This window comes from Thalassobacillus hwangdonensis (genome assembly GCF_042675915.1).
In the GTDB taxonomy this organism is placed as follows: domain Bacteria; phylum Bacillota; class Bacilli; order Bacillales; family Halobacillaceae; genus Thalassobacillus_A; species Thalassobacillus_A hwangdonensis.
In genome coordinates this window covers 689,724-709,154 of record NZ_JBHTKL010000001.1, presented here as the reverse complement: position 1 = coordinate 709,154, position 19,431 = coordinate 689,724, and the positions used below count along the sequence as shown (strand labels likewise).

Sequence of the window (19,431 nt, the reverse complement as noted above, 5' to 3'; positions counted from 1 at the left end):
ATGAAAACGATTTATAAGTAAAATATTTCGGTGCAAATTTTGTCATACTAATCAACATGGAGGAGGTGGAATCACGATGCAAAACAGAAAAGCGAACCATGTTCGTCCTGGTATGAATGCAGCAGATGCTCAAGGTGGCGGCGCAGGATACCAGGAGGAGTCTCCACGTGAGCCGATGACTGCGGAAGAACGCATGTTCAACAAAAAGAAAAAGAAGAATCAGTAACAAGATAAAAAACGACCCGGACAAATTTGTCCGGGTCTTATTAATGAATGTTGTGCATTCATTTAAGACGTTTCCTTTATGCAGATAGGAAAAGTGATTAAGACAGTTGACCTTTGATCTTATCCAGCTGTGCTTTATAGGATTGCAATTGCTTTTCCTGATGCTCGGAGGATACCGTCAGTGCTTTTTCAACCTGCTGGTATGCCTGGTTGATTTCCTCTTGCAGGTGAGCAAGCTCTGTCCCATAATCTGCTTCGTGGATCGATTCAAGAACATGGGCAGCAGAATCTTCCACTTGTTTCATTTTATTGGAAGCGTGCTGGAACGCTTCTTGCTTATTCTGATAATAACTCATGCTTCCACCTCTTTTTTTCTTCCTAGCATGCACACTCCTACACATTTCCATACATACGAGCTTCAACCGCACACATCCTAAGGAAGAAAGGAGAGAGAATCATGACCAAATCAAACAAAGAAAAACAGCCGAACCAGCCGATGAAGGGTTCGAAAAAAGTGAAAAACCAAAACCATTCACGTCAAAAAAAGCACGCTTCTCATGACCTTTGATCCAATGCTTCAAAAATGATGACCAGGTCATCGATGTCTTTGTCTGTGAGTGTCCTGAAATCGAGAAAGAATTTTTCCTCAAGGAAGCGGCCGACCACTGCAGGTTCACTTAACCTCAATTTTTTTTCTAATTCATGTGGAGCGTAGCTATCTAATTGACAATGCAATCCGAAGCTTGCCAACTCCACTTCAGGCATGGTACCTCCCCCGATCCGGGAGGTACATGCTTTCAATGTGAATGTAATGGTACCCAAGTGGGACATTCTTTTCATGAAATGTTCAGCTTTCCTTTTTACCTCTGATGCAGAAATATTAATATCCCGATACACCGGAAGTTCATCCAACGCTTCAAGATTCAAATAGTGCAGTAACGTTGCTTCAAGCGCTGCAAGGGTCATCTTATCCGTACGGAGCACCCGGGCGAGCTGGTGTTTTTTCAATTTGTCGATCCATTTCTTTTTCCCGGCAATGATTCCTGCCTGAGGACCACCAAGAAGTTTATCCCCACTGAATGAAACGAGATCAGCTCCAGCTTCAATGACTTGCTTGACAGTCGGCTCATCCCCGATCCCCGCACTTTGATAATCAATCAAGGACCCACTGCCCAAGTCTTCATAATAGATCAATTCATGCGCATCAGTTACTGGCACTAATTCTTTCCGTGATTGAGAGGTAGTAAATCCTCGAATTGAAAAATTACTCGTATGCACCTTCATGATCATTGAGGTATGCTCATTGATTGCTTCCTCATAATCATAAAGATGCGTTTTATTTGTAGTACCAACCTCTTTTAGTTGTGCACCACTTTCTTCCATAATGCTGGAAACACGGAAACTCCCGCCGATTTCAACAAGCTCCCCTCTTGAAACAATGACTTCCATCCCTTTGGCAAGCCCTTTCAGTATCAGATACACTGCTGCCGCATTATTGTTCACAACCATTGCAGCTTCAGCGCCTGTAATTTCCTGAATCAGATTCTCAGCGATGGTGTGGCGGGATCCCCTTTTTCCTTCATGGATACTGTACTCTAAATTAGAGTACGAGCTTGCAATCTCTGTGACATGTTCCACCGCACGCTCGCTCAACCTGGCTCTCCCGAGGTTCGTATGTAATACCGTTCCTGAACCATTGATGACACGTGTGAGCTGATTCTTTCCCCATTTCTTGGCAAGGGCGTTTGTACGTTCCAGCACTTCTGATTTCATAGATGAATTTACAGGTTTTATCCCTGCTATCAGATCCTGCCTTAGAGCATCTGCAGCTCGCTGAATCAGGCTGGTAAGCACTTGATCACTTAACCCATATGTTTCTTTTACATTTCTGAACTGCGGATCATTTAACATGCCGTGGATAGCAGGAATGGATCGTAAAAGCTGATGCATTGGTTTCAACTCACTTCATATAAGTTTACATAATATAAATACCGTCCCCTTTGGTGGGGAGACGGTATTTTGTGAATCAATTTTTCATTTTCTGAATCAATTCATCCACATCAGGAAATTTCCCGATCTCCAATTTCGAATAGATCTTTTCTTCATTTACAATGACTTCGAATGCTCCGCCTGAACTCGATACTAGCTCTAGCGATTCAATCTCATGACGGAAATGGCTGAATAACTTTTCTGCGCAACTCGCAGCTTTAGGTGCGTAGTTTCACTGCATGCAAAATTCAATCGATACTTTCATAGCCATTTGGGCTCCTCCTCTATTTCACTGTTAATTTAATTGTAGAAAACCAACTGTAAGAAAGCAACTTTTAGCATTCACATCCTTTGATACGCTATACTATATTTACACATAAAGGAGGTGGCGAGCGTGAGTAAAGAAGAAAAGATCCGTCTGACTGCTTTATCTACAAAAGCCGGCTGAGGATGCAAAATAGGTCCTGAAGACCTGTCGCACGTGCTGCGACAAATCATTACATCAAAGCCCAGCAATCATGTTCTTGTAGGGTCCGGTACGCATGATGACGCGGGTGTCTATAAACTGACGGATGAGATTGCGATGATCCAATCCGTCGATTATTTCACTCCGATTGTTGATGATCCTTACTCCTTTGGACAAATAGCCGCTGCCAACGCATTGAGTGATATTTATGCCATGGGTGGCGAAGTGAAAACCGGGCTTAACATTGTGGGTTATCCAATCAAAAAACTCGGCTCAGAAGTATTGGCTCAAATCCTCCAGGGCGCACAGGATAAGATGGAGGAAGCTGGTGGTGAAATCATCGGTGGCCATTCCATCGATGACCAGGAGCCGAAATTCGGGATGGCAGTCACAGGAATCGCCCACCCAGATAAGATCTACCGGAATTCAGCTGCTGAACCGGGAGATGTACTCGTACTTACGAAACCACTCGGGGTTGGAGTCCAAACCACCGCTATCAAGCGTGGCATTCTGGATTCTGGTTCGGTAGACAGGGTGATCGGCGTCATGGCTCATCTGAACAAACAGGCATCTGAGTTGCTTTCACATTTCGATGTCCACGCTGTAACCGATGTTACCGGCTTCGGACTTTTAGGACATGCGAGTGAAATGGCCGAGGGAAGCAACGTAAGCTTACAAATCGAGAGCGAAAAAGTTCCTGTTCTCGATGGTACGGACACACTTATTCAGGATGGAATTCTGCCAGGCGGTTCAAAAGCCAATCACCAGTGGTTGAAGGATAGAGTTACGTATCATGATTCCGTTACTCTTAATGACCAATACATTTTGTGTGATGCAATCACTTCAGGTGGACTGCTCGTCTCGTTACCAGAAGAAGATGCGAAGGCGTACATTTCACAATTGCAAAAAGTTCAGGCAATCCCTGCAGCTATCATTGGAAAAGTAATTCCTTTCAAAAATAACTGGATAAAAGTAACATGACAAAAGCTCCCCATTCTTCGGGGAGCTTTCATTTGTTTCTATTACAAAATCGATTTTATTCCATCAAACCTTCTTTGATCGTCTCAATGTTGGACTTCATCATGGAGATGTAAGTGTCCCCATTTTCACCTGGTTTGGCAAGCGAGTCAGTAAATACAGTCCCTCGGATCGGTACACCGGTTTCATCGGATACTGCTTCCATACTGCGAGGATCGATACTCGTTTCCACAAACAAGCCTTTGAGTCCCTTATCATTGATGATGTCGACGATTCTCGTTATTTGATCAGGCGTTCCCTGGTTCTCCTGGTTTATCTCCCAGATATACTCTGCCTGGAAGCCATATGCTTCACTGAAATATTTGAACGCACCTTCACTTGTAACAAGTACTCGTTTTTCTTCCGGGATTTCATTATATTGTGCTACTGCATCATCATGCAGCTTCTGCAGTTCTGAAATATATGATTCAGAATTTTTTTCATACACTTCTTTATTTTCCGGATCGACTTTAATTAAGCCATCCCGCGCATTTTCTGCATATTTGATACCATTTCTGATATCAAGCCATGCGTGTGGGTCTTCTTCCCCTTCATTACCTTCCGTGGTCAGGTACATCGCTTCTACACCTTCACTCATTAAGAAGACAGGAGCATCCTTTCCGTCTTTACCGGCTGTTTCCATCAGTTTATCAAACCATGCATTACCAGCCTCAAGATTCAATCCGTTATAAAATACGGCATCTGCATCTGTCGTCTTCTTTACATCTTCAGGAAGCGGATCATATTCATGCGGATTGGAACCGATCGGAGCCAAACTGTGGATTTCCACGTGATCTCCCCCAACGTTTTTGACGATGTCATACACGATCGAATAGGTGGTTACTACTTGTACTTTCCCTTCACCTGAAGCTTCATTTCCTGCGTCATCCTCACTACATGCAACCATGAGAACCATGGCCATGATCGAAACCGCAAATAATAACAATTTCTTTTTAATCATACCGTTTTCCCCTCCATCTTAATTTTATACTTATATGTCTTGATAAGTTGTTTCCGTGCGATTAAGAGCCTCAAGAGGTCCGGGAAATTACTCGCTTTCCGTGGGAATGTGGTGAGCTTCCTCAGGCTTCGCCTTCCGGGATCTCACCGCTCATTTTCACCCCACCGGAGTCTCGCAATTTCCCTGACCTACTTGCTTTTGTCAGGCTACGGAAACAGCGATTTACTCTTCTTAAATCTAAGCGAAGTTGTTTTGAATGTACTCGTAAATTAGATTTCGAAAACCATGCAAAACCAGGGAGTTCACCAATATCACATAGGGTGGCGGGGAAACTGCGAGACTCCCGTGGGAGAAGGACCTAGGCGAGACCCCACAGGAAGTGAAACGACCGAGGAGGCTCGCCAGCTCCCCCACAGGAAAGCGAGTAGTTTCCCCGCCACCCTTTCTCCTGATTTGCCTACAAGAGCTAAACTAAAGAAGCACGCTTTTTTCTGACTCGCAGTGTTTTCCAAATCAATCCATGCTTCGGAGAGAAAAGGAAAACGAGCACGAAGATAGCTGTCGCTGCCATAACGATGGTTGCTCCTGAAGCAAGATTGTAAGTGAAACTGAAATATAGACCGACAATCGATGAAATCACACCAATACCTGCAGCAAGGAAGATCATCAGCCACAATCGTTCCGTTAGGAGATAAGCTGCTGCAGCAGGAGTGATCAGCATGGCTACGACAAGTACAATTCCCACTGTTTGCAGTGATGCAACAGTTACCATGGTAAGCAGTGTCATTAGAAAATAATGAATCAAACGAACTGGTAATCCGTAGGCTGCGGCCATCGTTTCATCAAACGACGTGACCAGCAGTTCCTTATAGAACAAATAGACAGCTGCCAGTACAAACAACCCTATCCCCAATGTGATATACATATCGGAAGAACGGACTGCAAGAACGTTACCAAACAGGATATGATATAAATCCGTACTGCTCTTCAGCATCGTAATGATGATGATCCCGGCTGCAAAAGCAGCTGTGAACATGATACCAATCGACGTATCGTGCTTGATGCGGCTGTTCTGGCTTACAAATCCAATTGCAATTGCGGTCAATACACCACTGAACACAGCTCCAAAGAAGAAATTGATACCGAACATATAGGAAATCGCAACACCTGGCAGCACTGCATGGGAAATCGCATCCCCCATCAGCGCCATCCCTCTAAGGATGATAAAACAACCAATCACTCCACAGATAATACCGACCATAATTGATGTAAGCAGTGCTTTTTGCAGAAAACCATATTGCATCACCGCTTCGATAAAAGCCATTACACCGTCACCCCCATCTTCTTCATGATCGCAAACTGTCCTTTGTACGCTTTTTCAATCACATCTGTTTTGAAGACTTCCTCCACCGCTCCAAAGCTGATCAATTCTTTATTCAGCAGAATCAGCTGGTCGAAATAGTCGTTCGCTTTACTTAAATCGTGGTGGACGACGATGACTGTCTTACCTTGCTGGCAAAGCTCCTTCAAAATATTGACGATCGTTTCCTCGCTCGATACGTCCACACCGACAAAAGGTTCATCAAGAAAGAACAATTCCGCTTTTTGAGCCAGTGCTCGTGCCAGGAAAACACGCTGCTGCTGGCCTCCGGATAACTCGCCGATCTGTCTTTTGCTGAACTCCTCCATTCCCACACGACCTAGACACTCTAACGCCCATTGTTTATCTTTTTTCTTAGGACGGCGAAAGAGCTTCATATGAGGGTAGGTGCCTAACAGTACCGCGTCCAATACCGTTATTGGAAAGTCCCAGTCAATATCGTTCCGCTGTGGTACATAGGCGATTTTTTTTCTTACTTCTTTAATCGACCTTCCCAGTACCTTCACCTCACCTTTATCTTTTGGTATGAGGTTCAACATTGCTTTCAAAAAGGTCGATTTACCTGCGCCGTTCGGTCCGATGATACCAACAAGGTTTCCGCAGTTGACGGACAAGCTGACACCTGTGACAGCTTCATTCCCATAATAGGAAACATGAAGGTTTTCTATGGATATTGCAGTTTCCTTCATAAATTTTTCCTCCTTCACTGTAAATAGTTGAATAGAAATATCATTACACGCCAGATTATGTGAGCTATTCAAAAAATGTTACCCAAAAGACAAGAATATAGTTTAATTTAAAAAAGTTTCCTTAGTGCAAATTATATGCGAATGACTAACAATGTCAACACATTTTTATATTTAATTTTTAAAGATTACACAGTAAAAATAAAAAGCCCCTGTCTGCAGCCATCTATTTGATGGATACAAACGGGGACTCTAAAGGTTCAGAATGCAAATACTTTTATTTGAAATATTGATCAGGGGTTAATCTCCATTTTCTTAAGGACTCCTGTCTTACAGTCAGTCCCTCACGATCACTCTTTTCGAGTAAAGGAATCAAATACTTCCGAGAAACACCGAAAGTTTCTTTTGCATGTTCTAATTTAAATGCTTCCGGCTCTATATCATAGAGCTGCATAAAAGCAGTCTTTACTGTTTGTCTGTATATCAAGTGTTTTGAATCTATTTCCCACGCAGTACGATTGTGGATGAGGTAATATTTGAGCTCTTCCATCCATTCTTCTGGTATGTTCTGCTCTTCCCCATAGGTATACCATTCTCTCACCTTCAATCCATCTTGCTTCCATACCTCAAGTACTTTCTCCATCCTTACCTTCCAGTTATCAGGCAGATGAGGAGTGAACGTACTTTTGGCCACTGAAGGTCCGTAGACGTTCAATTTCCCTTCCTGGACCCAAGCCCCAATCAATACATTCGCAACCGCTGCATCAACCGGTAATTGCTGTAACAGTTGTGGTTTATTCATGCCGGTCCTTAATGGATGCTGTAAATGAAATGCGTCCAATGCATCCAATACCTCAGCTAATAACCTGTCCTTGTCTGTTGCTCGCATAAATCCATCTGCCACAGCCTCGAGCTGTCCAGTTGAAATCATTTCTTCAATTACGATGTTCAATCCTTCCGCTCCGAGGAGCTGCTGCAATTGGTTCTGATTCTGCCATAATTTCTTTTCTAATGATTGAAGGACCAATTCTTCTTTCGTCCCTTCAGCTTTCTGCATGAGCATTTCAATCGTATCAGGACCGTACTTATATTTGGCACCTGCTGGATCAATGATTTTTCCGCCACCGACCGTTTCTACAGGAGTAGGTCTCCGAATGATGAACCTGTCATCCTTTTTTGCGACGATTTCTTTTTCTAGTCGCAGCTGACAATAAACCTCATCTTCTTCATCACCCATCTCATTACGATCAAAAAACACAATCCGCCCCATCACTTCTTCCGTTCCGATGTGCAGCCGGATTTGCCCCCTTTGTTTAATTGGCGCAATCAAATCATTCAAATTCTTAAATACTACATCAATCGTTGAAGTTACTATGGCAGATTTCCCTTTTACAAGGACATCCCCCCTTCTCACCTCACCCACATCTACGCCTGACAGGTTGATTGCTGCACGCTGACCTGCCACCACACTGGAAGCTTGCTTCTGATGTACTTGAATTTGCCTGATCCGTGCATCTTTTCCTGGAGGTAACACGTGTACAGTTTCACTATCTCTGACCCTTCCTTCATAGATGGTACCCCGTACGACCGTGCCGTGCCCTTTAATCGAAAACACCTGATCCACCGGCATTCGGAAATCTCCGCCAGGATCTCTCGGCTGTATATCCTTGAGTCGCTGTTCAATGGCGTGTTCCAATTCCTGTACGCCACTTCCCGACACACTGTCCACGAAAAAAAGAGGTGCGTCCGAATAACTTTTCTCCTTAATATAGCTTCTTATATCTTCTTCGACCATTTCTTTCATTTCTGCATCGATCAGATCACTCTTTGAAACGACAAGCATCGCATTCTCGACCCCTAGCAGAGAAAGGATGTCCATATGTTCCTTCGTTTGCGGCATGATCCCTTCATCTCCTGCAATGACGACCAACACCAGATCGATACCGGCTACACCGGCAATCATTTGACGGATGAACCTCTCATGGCCTGGCACATCGATAACAGAGACTCTAAGCCCCTTCTCTTTTAAATGTAAAGGTGCGAAGCCGGGTTCTATCGATATGTTACGCTCTTTTTCTTCTTTAAGCCGATCCGTATCGATCTGGGTCAACGCTTTTGTCAGTGCGGTTTTCCCATGGTCGATATGACCTGCAAGGCCGATCGTGTAATGACGTTCCTCCACTTGACTGCCCCTCCTCTATAATCCTGTTCAATCAGTAACTTCATTTTAACAGAATGAATCGTCTTCCTATGTACATTCAACCTTATACACATACTTTTAAGGTGTAATTCAAAAAAATATCCCGAATGAACAGCGGAGCTCCGCTCAGTTCATTCGAGATCACATCATACATTTGCCCTGGCCGGAAGCACAATCCTGAACGTACTTCCCTTGCCATGATTTTGACTGATTTCTAAATTTCCATCATGCTTTTCGAGTAATTGCTTACAGATCATCAAGCCAAGACCTGTGCCATTTTTCTTCGTAGTGTAAAAAGGCTCACTCACTTTATGGATCAAGTGGTCGGGAATGCCCGGTCCTTGATCGACTACTTCCAAATAGATTTGATCTCCATCGGTTTTAGCATGGATCCGGATATCCCCAGGCTGTTCCATTGCTTCAATCGAGTTCTTCACCAGATTTATGAGAATCTGCTTGAATTGGGACCGATTGCAGTTGAGCTGAAGTTCCCGATCCACATCAGGAACAATCATGATCCCTTTCTCAGCGGCATAAGTGTTCAGTAGAAGGATGACTTCCCTTACCATTTCATATAAAGACTCATTTGCTTTATCTCCTGCCATCGGTTTTGATAGATAAAGAAGTTCCGATGTCACATTCTCCATTTTCTGAAGCTCTTCTTCCATGATCTTATAATATTCCTCACTTTTGTTCATACCGGACTGCAGCAATTGAAGAAAGCCTTTGATGGATGTAAGTGGATTGCGTATCTCGTGAGCTACACTTGCAGCAAGTTGACCCGCAATCGCCATTTTTTCACAACGGACGATCTGCAGTTCCATCTCATTCTGGTCCATGATAAAGCGGGAGATAGAAAGAATATTTTCCTTGCTGGAATCGCTGTTTTTTGAGAAGTGAGTTTTAAGCAATTTATAATGCCCATGCTTGTCTTTAACGATTATATTCGCACTATGATCATTTTGAGGGGCTCCTTCGAGCAATCCTACCACTCTATCATAATCTTTATCATGAAGATGATCGGTGATGGTCGTACCAACCATTTCTTCCCTGTGATAATCCAGCAGCTGAAGCACCGACGTCGAAACATGCGTGATTACACCTTCTTCATCCAGTACGACAATCAAGTCCTTACCATATCGATCAAACCATGAGAGTGATTCTTCAGGTAAACCCGATAATGGCCCAGAAAAAGAAACAGCATGCTCATCACCGTTCAACTCTGTGTTTTCCATTTCATAACTGTCCATGTCCACCCTCCCATTTTCCCAATATTGACCCGTCGCTGACGATTGACACTTTTCCTCTAATCCAACTACTTGTCATTCCGGCTTATAGCTTTTATAATGACATATGTCATTAGTATATTGGGGCTGGTTGCTATGCTGGTGCAGGCCGCGGTCTTCAAAACCGTTCGTGAGACGCGTGTCGCCTCAGGTGGGTTCGATTCCCACACAGTCCCGCCAAAATCTACAACTATCATACTATATTCGTCGAAAAATTCAAAATGTTTGTCGAAATACATAAGATATCAGCGAATCGGTATCTATTCATAATTCTATGATGAAACAGGTGGTATTATGTCAGGCAGCTTCTCATTATTTATCGTCGGTTGGGGGATCATCATGATCGTCCTTCTTGCAATCGGTGGTTTCTTCATGTTCCGCAAGTTCCTGAAGCGGCTTCCTAAAGAAGATGGGAAATCGATTCTTGACTGGGAAGAGCATTACCTGGAATTGACGCGTCATATGTGGGGAGAGGATGAAAAGCAGTTCCTTGAAGAACTGGTATCCCCGGTGCCCGAGCTGTTCAGGGACATCGCCCGTCAGAAAATCGCCAGCAAAATCGGTGAGGTAGCTTTGAACAAAAAGCAGAAGCAGATTACCCGTGATACGATCATTGAAGGGTATATCATCGCTACTCCGAAAAGGGATCACAAATTCCTGATCAAAACGTTAAAAGAGAAAAACATCGATCTTCGCCCCTATCAATCTTTATTTGAACAAGCATGAAAAAGAGCGTTGCTGGATAACCAGCAACGCTCTTTTTGATTCGGAATCACGACTCCTGCAATTCTCTTTCAATCTTAAGATATTTGAGCAGCATCGCAATCCTCCAGGATACAATCATGCCGAATGCAAGCAGAAAGAACATGCCGCTCGTTTCCCCGAAGGATACATTCTGACCGATGATCAGCTTGAAGATGATTCGGAATACCAAAAGACCGATAAGTATGAAAATAAAAGCTTTCGATGGCTGTAAGTATATGTTTCCTGACCTTACTACAAAGTTCGATGTCTTTATTAGGAAAAATGAAAACAGGACACCTACACTCATTGCTTCCAGCACTTGCAGCCATTCCACCCGGAACAAAGGGTGGACAAACATCAGTGCTCCTGTACTCATGAATAGAGGAGGAAGGATGATTTTCCTGATGCTTGCAGGCCGCTTTGCCGCGCGCATCCGTATGAAAATCATACCAGTCGCCATCATCGCTCCTACCACTGTACTTGCTATTAACCAAAACATACCATTTCACTCATTTCCTTACCCTGATGCTTAACGCAGTACACGAGCGACCGCTTCAAGAACGCGAGCTTCATCAAAAGGCTTTACAATAAAGTCCTTCGCACCCTGTTCGATCGCTTCGACTACCATTTTTTGCTGTCCCATGGCGGAACACATGATGACACGTGCATCATCCGATGATGCTACGATTTCATTCAATGCATCCATGCCATTCATTTCCGGCATCGTAATATCCATCGTTACCAGATCAGGAGCCAGTTCTTTATATAACTCGACCGCTTCTTTTCCATTCGAAGCTTCACCGATTACATCATGTTCCCCATTAGTAAGGATGTTCTTCAAAGTCATTCTCATGAATTTCGCATCATCCACTACTAGAATTTTTGCCATGCCTGCTCCCCCTTGTTTCGATTAGTTCCGATCATTCGCAATGGACAGGATGATCGTCATCGTAACTCCCACTACAGTGAGATACACACCGAGATCGAATAATACAGCTGTAGCTAATTCTGTCTTGCCGAGGATAGGCAATTGGAAATAAGCGAAGCTTTGGCTCAAGAATGGTTCACCGAGTACGAAAGAGCCCGCTCCAGTCAATACAGCAATCAATAATCCGGCAGCGATCATATGACGGAAATTGATCGGAATGATTTTACGTACTGCTTCCATACCATAAGCCATATACATCAGCACGATTGCAGCAGCAGTCATCAATCCCCCGATGAAGCCACCGCCTGGCTTATTATGGCCGGCAAAAAATAAATACATTGAAAAGCCGAGTAGGATAAAGGCAATCAACGTCGTTGTCGTTCGCAGGATTAAATCGTTAGTCTTTACCATGTCAGATTGCTCCTTTTTATTCCTCAGATACCATAATGATAATACAAATCACTTCAAAATTCCATTGTTCTAGAATCCTTGAAAATTAAACAGTCCGGCAAGATAGGAGGTGAGCTTCGTCATCCAATCGAAAAACAGAGCGATTCCCATAAAGATCATCACATACCCTCCACCTTTGACCAGTTTCATACTGTGCTTCTTGATCCAATTCATTTTCCCGATGAAAAAGGACAAGATAAGGAATGGAGCGGAGAATCCAAGGGAATAAGCGATCATCATGATCATCCCTGATTGCGGATCAGTGGCTGCCAAGCTGAGCACCACCATAAGGATCGGTCCGGTACATGGCGTCCAGCCCATGGAAAATGCCATACCAATGATGAAGGAACCTATGAACCCTGCAGGTCTGTTCTTGAAGGATACTTTGCGGTCCTTCATTAAGAATTGAAAATTCAAAACACCTATGATTACCAATCCGAAGAAAATGATAAGGATCGCTCCAAGTTGCCTTATCACATCTCTATTGTCCATCAAAAATTCAGAGACAAAGCTCGCCGTAAACCCTAACATGATGAAAATGCTCGAAAAGCCAAGTAAGAACATGATTGTATGTAGCATACTTTTGCGATTCAGCATACCATTATCCTGCTTCAGTTCGTTGACACTCATTCCGGTTATATATGAAAGGAATGCTGGGTACAACGGAAGAACACAGGGTGATATGAAGGAAAGAAATCCAGCACCGAAGGCGATGAACACATTGATATCAGACATAAATCATACCTCTCTTTCTAGTTCCACCGTTTATTCTATCAGACAAAAGGGAAAAAGACGAAGTATAGATTTTGAAAAGCCTTCCACATCTACAGACGGTTGAAAACTGCATTACATGGGCATTATTGTTCGTTATATTCTATGCTCGTACTTCAAAATAAAATTGAACATTTTATGAATTTATATTATATTTGGGGTAGAAAATCTTGCTAAGAAGTTCACAGGAGGTTCAAAGATGCTACGTATCGGAATTTCAGCAGTGATGAGTTTAGTATTATTCATAATGGAAACAACGATCATTACAGCAATCAAAGGACCGATCATCATTTCTGACTATGGACTCCTTGCCTCAGTACTGGCCATGAACTTTTTCCTTTCCTTCACACTTCTGACGAATATCAAATACCTGATGGAAGAGAAGTACCAGGAACGAGGCTCACAATTCGAACGATGATCCTATTCACTGCTTACATAGTGACTAAATAAATCGACCTTCTTCCCTATTACGGGCAGAAGGTTTTTTGATTCTCGGATATTGATATTCATCACCTTACTTATAATTGAATCGCGACTCTCTATATTCTGCTAAATGTTCGTTGATTTTGTTGATCAAATCCCAATATGCAGTAGCTAAAAATTGATGATTTTCAGGGGTAATCTCTTCATGAAAATTACACTCTGCAAGTTTGCGATCGATCTTCTCGACTATCTTGGCAACGTTCTCATGTATCAAATGAAATTTTTCATATACCAACGGTCTGATTGCTTGTTCATATAGTTTTATATCCAACTCTGTGTGCCCGCCTCCAACGTGTGCCACCATTATTTTTTCACCATTTATTCTCAGAATATCATTATAGATGGACATTAATTCATTCATTTCCTGCTTCTTAGCAATCTCCTTGTCACGTTCGATCTGCAATTGTATCGCATCATTTTGAGACTTCCTCGAAAAATAACCACCAACCATTGCTCCGCCAAGTGCTGCTATTACAGGTATGAAGTCCGTGAGTAATTGCATGACAGTATCCATTTATCTCATTCCCTTCCCAATAAAAAAACCACCTTCTCCTTAATATTGATTCATTCATCAATAAATAGAGAAAGTGGTCTTTTTGTAAGCTTCTACTGAATATTCCAAGTAAAATTGAAGAGTTCAGTCTGCTTTGTAGTTGTTTTCCTTGGCAGGTCAAAGTTGCTTAAAATCCTGCTGTACCAAGGCTCAGTTATTTTGTTTGATTGTTCATGGCACGCATCATCTGATTGATCTTCTTCTGGGAAGGCTTCTGTCCCATCTGCATCATCAATGTGCGAAGCATTTGTTCGTTGATCGGAGGGTTTTTCTTCAAGTAGTTCATCATGTATTTTCGCGCAATAAAAAACCCTAGGGCCACACCACCAAGCAAAGCCAGAACGGCAATGACGATGACCCATACAATACCCAGTGTCATGCTAAGTCTTCCTCCTTCATGTTGTCTCTCATACAGTATAGTAAAATGGATTCAATAACACAATAGCCTCTTTGATCATAAAAGCATTTCTTTCTTCTGAGGAGAAATCCAACCGAATTGTTTATTTCTGTAGTCCGCAATGAAAAAATACCGATCGATCAGGCGCAGGTTCTGAAACAAAAGTTTCTCCGCTTCCATGAAATGGTCACACTGTATAAGACACATTTCTTTCGTTACTTCTATTATAGCATGTTTATCGACCCATTTTGTGATCGGAGCACGTTTTTTCGTATCCGAAATGGCACGGACATGCGGCCGGTTCATCACTCGTGTCAATTGAGTGACCGGAAATGGTTTAGTAATGAATTTGAATTGCAGCTGATATAATTTTGACGAAGGGTTCCTATGATATTCCTGGAAGAAGCGGAACAATAGCTCCGTTTTATAGTAATAGTCCATCGAGACCTCATCTTTGACAGAATATATATAAAATAAATGCATGGGACATCTCCCTCCTATTTGAGGGCTATTATATACATTCTTTCATGATTAGTCTGTCAAATCATGTAGGATATTCCATCGAGTTTTGTCGATTTCAACGGAAACCGTTAGCGACAGCATTTTCACATTAAAAAAAATCATAAAAACTGCGCTGCTGAAAATGACAGCAGCGCAGTTTTTTTCATTCTGTAAATCAGTTGAACAACTTTTCTGCTTCGTTCACAACATTTTCTACTGTAAAACCATACTTTTCCATGATAATGTTCCCTGGTGCAGAAGCTCCGAACGTATCAATACCAATCACCTTGCCATCCAATCCTACGTAACGTTCCCAACCGAATGGGGATGCCATTTCAATCGCCAAACGCTTCGTAACAGATTTCGGCAGTACACTTTCTTTATACTCTTCGGACTGGGCATTGAAACGATCCCATGATGGCATGCTTACGACGCTTACATCATAGCCTTTGGACTTCAGTTCTGCCTGCGCTTTGATTGCAAGCTGCACTTCAGAACCTGTTGCGAGGAGCAACCCATCAGGAGTCCCTTTACTTGCAGGGCTGATTACGTATGCACCTTTCTTCACACCATCGTAGGCGAATTCTTCTGTACCTTTCAGCGTCGGTAGACCTTGACGAGTCAGTACGAGTGCAGTAGGAGTCTTATCAGATTCCAGTGCGACTCTCCACGCTGCACTAGTTTCATTACCATCTGCCGGACGAATGACGGAAAGGTTCGGCATCGCGCGAAGTGAAGGTAATTGCTCGATCGGTTCGTGTGTAGGACCGTCTTCTCCAACCGCTATTGAATCGTGTGTAAACACATAGTTCACAGGTAGGTTCATCAATGCTGATAAACGGATTGCAGGGCGCAGGTAGTCACTGAATACGAAGAATGTGCCACCATAAACTTTCAATCCACCGTGAAGGGCCATTCCGTTCAGTGCGGAAGCCATCGCAAATTCACGGACACCGAACCAGATGTTACGACCAGCATAGTTTTCCTTAGAGAAGTCTTCTTGTCCTTTGACAGCTGTTTTATTCGAACCAGCAAGGTCTGCACTTCCTCCGAAGAAGTAAGGGATCGCTTCAGAAAGTGCGTTGATGGCTTCACCAGAAGCAGCACGTGTTGCTGGGCTGTCCTCACCTTCTTCAAATGTAGGCAGAGAATTCTCCCAACCGGAAGGAAGTTCACCTTTGATCGCTTGATCCAACTCATCAGCCAGTTCAGGATTCGCAGTTTTGTATGCATCGAATAATTCTTTCCATGCCTGTTCTTCTTTTTCACCGTTCGCCTGAACTTTATCTTTGAAGTCCTGATACACTTCCTCAGGCACGTGGAACTCCTCATGTTCCCACTTATAGTGCTGTTTAGTCGCGACGATTTCGTCTGTTCCAAGCGGAGCACCGTGAGAAGCGGATTTTCCGGATTTATTAGGAGAACCGTAACCGATCACAGTCTTCACTTCGATCATTGTCGGTTGATCTGTATTTGCTTTCGCTTCTTTGATGGCGTTACGGATTTCCTTCATATCGTTACCATCTTCTACTCTGATGACCTGCCATCCGTAGGCTTTATATCGATCCTCCACACTTTCAGAGAATGAGCGATCCAAATCACCATCAAGCGAAATATCGTTTGAATCATACATGACGATAAGCTTGCCTAGACCAAGATGAGCTGCAAGGGAAGCGGACTCCTGGGAGACACCTTCCATCAAATCACCGTCACCACAGATTGTGAAGGTATAGTGATCGACGACTTCATGATCGTCTGTATTGTATTTCGCAGCTAAGTGACGCTCTGCCATCGCCATACCTGTTGCCATCGCAATTCCTTGCCCAAGTGGGCCGGTAGTTGCCTCTACTCCATCGGTATGTCCGAACTCAGGGTGACCAGGTGTTTTCGAATCCCACTGACGGAAATTCTTCAAATCATCCATCGTCACATTGTAACCGGATAAATGCAATAGGCTGTAAAGAAGCATAGAGCCGTGGCCTGCAGAAAGCACGAAACGGTCCCGATTGAACCAGTTGGAATTCTTCGGATTGTGATTCATGAATTCCGTCCACAATGTATATGCCATCGGAGCAGCCCCCATCGGCATACCAGGGTGACCTGAATTCGCTTTTTCAACTGCATCGATTGTAAGTGTACGAATCGTATTGATTGATTTCTGTTCAATTGTTGACATGTTTAAATAAACCCCTTTCTACAGGTATATGTACCACCTATTATCCTATAATGAAACGAACCAATAGACAAGCGATGTCATCACAATTTAAAAATTCTGAAGTTTCAGCTCGAATTGTTACTTGTCAGGGTGATCTGACTGACTCATTATTCCCTGAACAATGAAAAAGCGCCCCTCCTTCATAGGATGAGCGCGTTTTCACTTTCCATACTACTTAATGCTTCTTTTCGTTCCGCTGCATCTGCTTGAGTTTTTCCGGAGTAACATCATTGCCCTCAGGATCAACCACTTTCAGACCTTTCAGCTGATTTTTGAACGATTTCCTTACATTTCCGAGATATTCCTGTCTCAATACTTTCTGTTCTTCTTTCTCTTCTTCAGTCAAGCCTTCATTCTTGGATTTCTTTGCAAGCGCATTGATTCTGTCCAATTTATTTTGAGATAGCATGTGGAACATACTCCTTTTTGGTACGTAGTAAATAAAAAGACAAGTGTCACCTGACCCTTGTCTATCACTTATTTTAACTTTTGTCTGCATCTTTTTCAAGTGATGCGTATTCCTTGTACCTGCGATGGACTGTTGCCCTGGATACATCATAACCCAATCCTCTGAGCGTCGCTGCCACTTCCTCAAACGTCAGGTTGTTTTTCCTTAAACGAACAACCTCTTCGATCGGAAATGCCTTCCGTTCTCTTCCTGGTGCCAAATGCTGATTGGAAAGGTTCTCTCCAGGATTATACCCTTGCTCCATCGCTTTTTTCATCCCACGTCTTATCTTAAGGTTATGTATCTTCCTCTGGTATTCTTCAACAATTCCTACGATTTGCAGAACCATGGAATCAGACTCTGAAAGTTGTAATTCCCCCTGATCTGTCAAAGACAGCACTTTCACGCCTGATTTCTGCAATTGATGGAACAGCGCGATTTTCGTGTTTCCTCGTCCAAGACGTGTTTCATCCTGAACGAGCAGTGCATCCGCTTCCCCGCTTGAAAAAAGATCGAGCATTTCGAATACACCTTCCCGCTCGATGTCGTAGCCACTTTCCTTTTCTTTAATGATCCGTATGATTTCCATCCCTTCTTGAGCAGCCATCGCTGTCAGTTCTGCTTCCTGCCGTTCCAGGGATGTAACCTGCGCTTCTTTTTCCGTACTGACTCTGCAATAGATGATTACGTTCATGTTGGGTCCCTCTCTATCTGTATCGTTGGAAAACCATCATACTATGAATTAGCCGCTGATCGCTATGGATACGTATAGGAATGTAAGGCTCAAAACGAAAAGTACTCCGAATGTCATGTCCACTTTTGAAATTCTATTAAACATTGAAATCCCTCCGAATAAGAACTTTTGTTCGCATTTGTTGAATTCAGTATAAATACGAACATAGGTTCCTGTCAAGTATTTTTTCGAACGAATGTTTGTATTGGCAAAATGTTCATGTTACAATGACCTTAATACAAAACATATGTACGAGGTGTCCAATTATGAGTAAATTATCCAAGCGTCAACAGGAAATTCTGGAATATATTAAAGAAGAAGTATTGGCCAAGGGTTATCCACCATCCGTTCGGGAAATCGGCCAGGCTGTCGGTCTCGCCTCTAGTTCAACGGTGCATGGACATCTTTCCCGCTTGGAAAAAAAGGGGTTCATTAGACGTGACCCTACGAAACCGAGAGCAATCGAAGTACTCAGCCTCGAAGAAGATCAAAGTATTCCGAGACCGGAACCCACTTATGCACCTGTAATTGGTAAAGTAACTGCCGGCTCTCCGATCACCGCAATTGAAAACATCGAAGAATATGTACCATTACCTGATACGATGGCTGATGCATCAGACAATACCTTCGTTCTCGTAGTCGAAGGTGAGAGTATGATTGAAGCTGGAATACTAGATGGTGACATGGTAATCGTTCGTCAGCAGTCTACTGCACAGAATGGCGAGATCGTCGTTGCAATGACAGAAGATGAGGAAGCCACTGTAAAGCGTTTCTTCAAAGAGAAGAACCATTTCAGACTTCAGCCCGAGAATTCAACTATGGATCCAATCATTCTCGACGAAGTATTCATCTTAGGAAAAGTAGTAGGTTTATATCGTACTGTTCATTAAATCTTAACTAAGCCCCCTGTCTATACGGACAGGGGGCTTTTTACATGTTTTATATTCTTAACCCAGCTGGATACACTAACTTTTATTAAATGCAATATGGAGGACAA

At 43.1% G+C, this 19,431-nt stretch carries 23 protein-coding genes, 1 tRNA gene and 1 pseudogene; 7 read left to right on the top strand and 18 right to left on the bottom strand.

The features are described 5' to 3' along the window. The first annotated feature begins 76 nt into the window (after positions 1–76). Positions 77–226, top strand: coding sequence for a small acid-soluble spore protein O (sspO, locus tag ACFQ2J_RS03740; RefSeq protein WP_386056699.1), 150 nt, complete (start codon positions 77–79; stop codon positions 224–226). Between the two features lie 97 nt (positions 227–323). On the opposite strand, the gene ACFQ2J_RS03735 is transcribed toward sspO, so the two are convergent. Continuing rightward, the gene (locus ACFQ2J_RS03735) at positions 324–581 is read right to left on the bottom strand and encodes a hypothetical protein (RefSeq protein WP_386056697.1); all 258 of its coding nucleotides are present in this window, start codon (positions 579–581) and stop codon (positions 324–326) included. 74 nt (positions 582–655) lie between these two features. On the opposite strand from ACFQ2J_RS03735, the gene ACFQ2J_RS03730 reads away from it, so the two are divergent. Next, positions 656–793, top strand: a complete 138-nt coding sequence (locus ACFQ2J_RS03730) for a small acid-soluble spore protein P (RefSeq protein WP_386058340.1) — start codon at positions 656–658, stop codon at positions 791–793. On the opposite strand, the gene selA is transcribed toward ACFQ2J_RS03730, so the two are convergent. Together selA and ACFQ2J_RS03720 are read right to left on the bottom strand one after the other, a co-directional pair. Continuing rightward, complete coding sequence (gene selA, locus ACFQ2J_RS03725; RefSeq protein WP_386056695.1) at positions 781–2,175, bottom strand: L-seryl-tRNA(Sec) selenium transferase; 1,395 nt, start codon at positions 2,173–2,175, stop codon at positions 781–783. The genes ACFQ2J_RS03730 and selA overlap by 13 nt on opposite strands. Positions 2,176–2,251: 76 nt before the next feature. After that, positions 2,252–2,434: pseudogene (locus ACFQ2J_RS03720) on the bottom strand (Rdx family protein); the annotation flags it as partial. Between the two features lie 174 nt (positions 2,435–2,608). Between ACFQ2J_RS03720 and selD the strand changes: the two are divergent. Continuing rightward, the gene (selD, locus tag ACFQ2J_RS03715) at positions 2,609–3,661 is read left to right on the top strand and encodes a selenide, water dikinase SelD (protein ID WP_386056693.1); all 1,053 of its coding nucleotides are present in this window, start codon (positions 2,609–2,611) and stop codon (positions 3,659–3,661) included. 55 nt (positions 3,662–3,716) lie between these two features. Here selD and ACFQ2J_RS03710 read toward each other — a convergent pair whose 3' ends face one another. The 5 genes from ACFQ2J_RS03710 to ACFQ2J_RS03690 form a co-directional block, all read right to left on the bottom strand. Beyond that, positions 3,717–4,613 carry a metal ABC transporter substrate-binding protein gene (locus ACFQ2J_RS03710; RefSeq protein ID WP_386058337.1) on the bottom strand — a complete coding sequence of 299 codons (897 nt, stop codon included), beginning with the start codon at positions 4,611–4,613 and terminating at the stop codon, positions 3,717–3,719. A 511-nt stretch (positions 4,614–5,124) separates the two neighbouring features. Then, positions 5,125–5,982, bottom strand: coding sequence for a metal ABC transporter permease (locus tag ACFQ2J_RS03705; protein WP_386056691.1), 858 nt, complete (start codon positions 5,980–5,982; stop codon positions 5,125–5,127). Further along, complete coding sequence (locus ACFQ2J_RS03700) at positions 5,982–6,728, bottom strand: metal ABC transporter ATP-binding protein (RefSeq protein ID WP_386056689.1); 747 nt, start codon at positions 6,726–6,728, stop codon at positions 5,982–5,984. Before ACFQ2J_RS03700 ends, ACFQ2J_RS03705 begins: the two co-directional genes overlap by 1 nt. 274 nt (positions 6,729–7,002) lie before the next feature. Continuing rightward, a complete protein-coding gene (gene selB, locus ACFQ2J_RS03695; protein WP_386056687.1) occupies positions 7,003–8,907 on the bottom strand; it encodes a selenocysteine-specific translation elongation factor in 1,905 nt (634 codons plus the stop codon). Positions 8,908–9,071: 164 nt separating this feature from the next. Then, positions 9,072–10,175, bottom strand: coding sequence for an ATP-binding protein (locus ACFQ2J_RS03690; RefSeq protein WP_386056685.1), 1,104 nt, complete (start codon positions 10,173–10,175; stop codon positions 9,072–9,074). Positions 10,176–10,294: 119 nt separating this feature from the next. On the opposite strand from ACFQ2J_RS03690, the gene ACFQ2J_RS03685 reads away from it, so the two are divergent. Together ACFQ2J_RS03685 and ACFQ2J_RS03680 are read left to right on the top strand one after the other, a co-directional pair. After that, positions 10,295–10,391: transfer RNA gene (locus ACFQ2J_RS03685), tRNA-Sec, on the top strand. A gap of 114 nt (positions 10,392–10,505) precedes the next feature. Then, complete coding sequence (locus ACFQ2J_RS03680; protein WP_386056683.1) at positions 10,506–10,937, top strand: DUF2621 domain-containing protein; 432 nt, start codon at positions 10,506–10,508, stop codon at positions 10,935–10,937. 46 nt (positions 10,938–10,983) lie between these two features. Here the strand turns inward: ACFQ2J_RS03680 and ACFQ2J_RS03675 are convergent, their stop codons facing one another. The 4 genes from ACFQ2J_RS03675 to ACFQ2J_RS03660 form a co-directional block, all read right to left on the bottom strand. Next, positions 10,984–11,454, bottom strand: coding sequence for a CcdC family protein (locus tag ACFQ2J_RS03675; RefSeq protein ID WP_386056681.1), 471 nt, complete (start codon positions 11,452–11,454; stop codon positions 10,984–10,986). 30 nt (positions 11,455–11,484) lie between these two features. After that, complete coding sequence (locus tag ACFQ2J_RS03670) at positions 11,485–11,844, bottom strand: response regulator (protein ID WP_386056679.1); 360 nt, start codon at positions 11,842–11,844, stop codon at positions 11,485–11,487. Between the two features lie 21 nt (positions 11,845–11,865). Next, on the bottom strand, positions 11,866–12,294 hold the full coding sequence (locus ACFQ2J_RS03665) for a Na(+)/H(+) antiporter subunit B (protein WP_386056677.1): 429 nt from the start codon (positions 12,292–12,294) through the stop codon (positions 11,866–11,868). A 69-nt stretch (positions 12,295–12,363) separates the two neighbouring features. Further along, positions 12,364–13,068, bottom strand: a complete 705-nt coding sequence (locus tag ACFQ2J_RS03660; protein ID WP_386056675.1) for a cytochrome c biogenesis CcdA family protein — start codon at positions 13,066–13,068, stop codon at positions 12,364–12,366. A gap of 235 nt (positions 13,069–13,303) precedes the next feature. Here ACFQ2J_RS03660 and ACFQ2J_RS03655 point away from each other — a divergent pair, with 235 nt between their 5' ends. Then, positions 13,304–13,522 (top strand): hypothetical protein, encoded by a 219-nt coding sequence (locus ACFQ2J_RS03655; RefSeq protein ID WP_386056673.1) that lies wholly within the window; start codon positions 13,304–13,306, stop codon positions 13,520–13,522. A 96-nt stretch (positions 13,523–13,618) separates the two neighbouring features. On the opposite strand, the gene ACFQ2J_RS03650 is transcribed toward ACFQ2J_RS03655, so the two are convergent. From ACFQ2J_RS03650 to ACFQ2J_RS03625, 6 genes are all read right to left on the bottom strand, one after another. After that, a complete protein-coding gene (locus ACFQ2J_RS03650; RefSeq protein WP_386056671.1) occupies positions 13,619–14,101 on the bottom strand; it encodes a hypothetical protein in 483 nt (160 codons plus the stop codon). A 193-nt stretch (positions 14,102–14,294) separates the two neighbouring features. Continuing rightward, positions 14,295–14,519 (bottom strand): YneF family protein, encoded by a 225-nt coding sequence (locus ACFQ2J_RS03645; protein WP_386056669.1) that lies wholly within the window; start codon positions 14,517–14,519, stop codon positions 14,295–14,297. 75 nt (positions 14,520–14,594) lie between these two features. Then, positions 14,595–15,020, bottom strand: a complete 426-nt coding sequence (sirA, locus tag ACFQ2J_RS03640; RefSeq protein WP_386056667.1) for a sporulation inhibitor of replication protein SirA — start codon at positions 15,018–15,020, stop codon at positions 14,595–14,597. Between the two features lie 193 nt (positions 15,021–15,213). Further along, on the bottom strand, positions 15,214–17,214 hold the full coding sequence (gene tkt, locus ACFQ2J_RS03635) for a transketolase (protein WP_386056665.1): 2,001 nt from the start codon (positions 17,212–17,214) through the stop codon (positions 15,214–15,216). A gap of 214 nt (positions 17,215–17,428) precedes the next feature. Continuing rightward, positions 17,429–17,662, bottom strand: coding sequence for a DUF896 domain-containing protein (locus ACFQ2J_RS03630; protein ID WP_386056663.1), 234 nt, complete (start codon positions 17,660–17,662; stop codon positions 17,429–17,431). Positions 17,663–17,735: 73 nt separating this feature from the next. After that, positions 17,736–18,395 carry a YneB family resolvase-like protein gene (locus tag ACFQ2J_RS03625; RefSeq protein ID WP_386056661.1) on the bottom strand — a complete coding sequence of 220 codons (660 nt, stop codon included), beginning with the start codon at positions 18,393–18,395 and terminating at the stop codon, positions 17,736–17,738. Between the two features lie 305 nt (positions 18,396–18,700). Here ACFQ2J_RS03625 and lexA point away from each other — a divergent pair, with 305 nt between their 5' ends. After that, positions 18,701–19,324 (top strand): transcriptional repressor LexA, encoded by a 624-nt coding sequence (gene lexA, locus ACFQ2J_RS03620; RefSeq protein ID WP_386056659.1) that lies wholly within the window; start codon positions 18,701–18,703, stop codon positions 19,322–19,324. Positions 19,325–19,431: the final 107 nt, after the last annotated feature.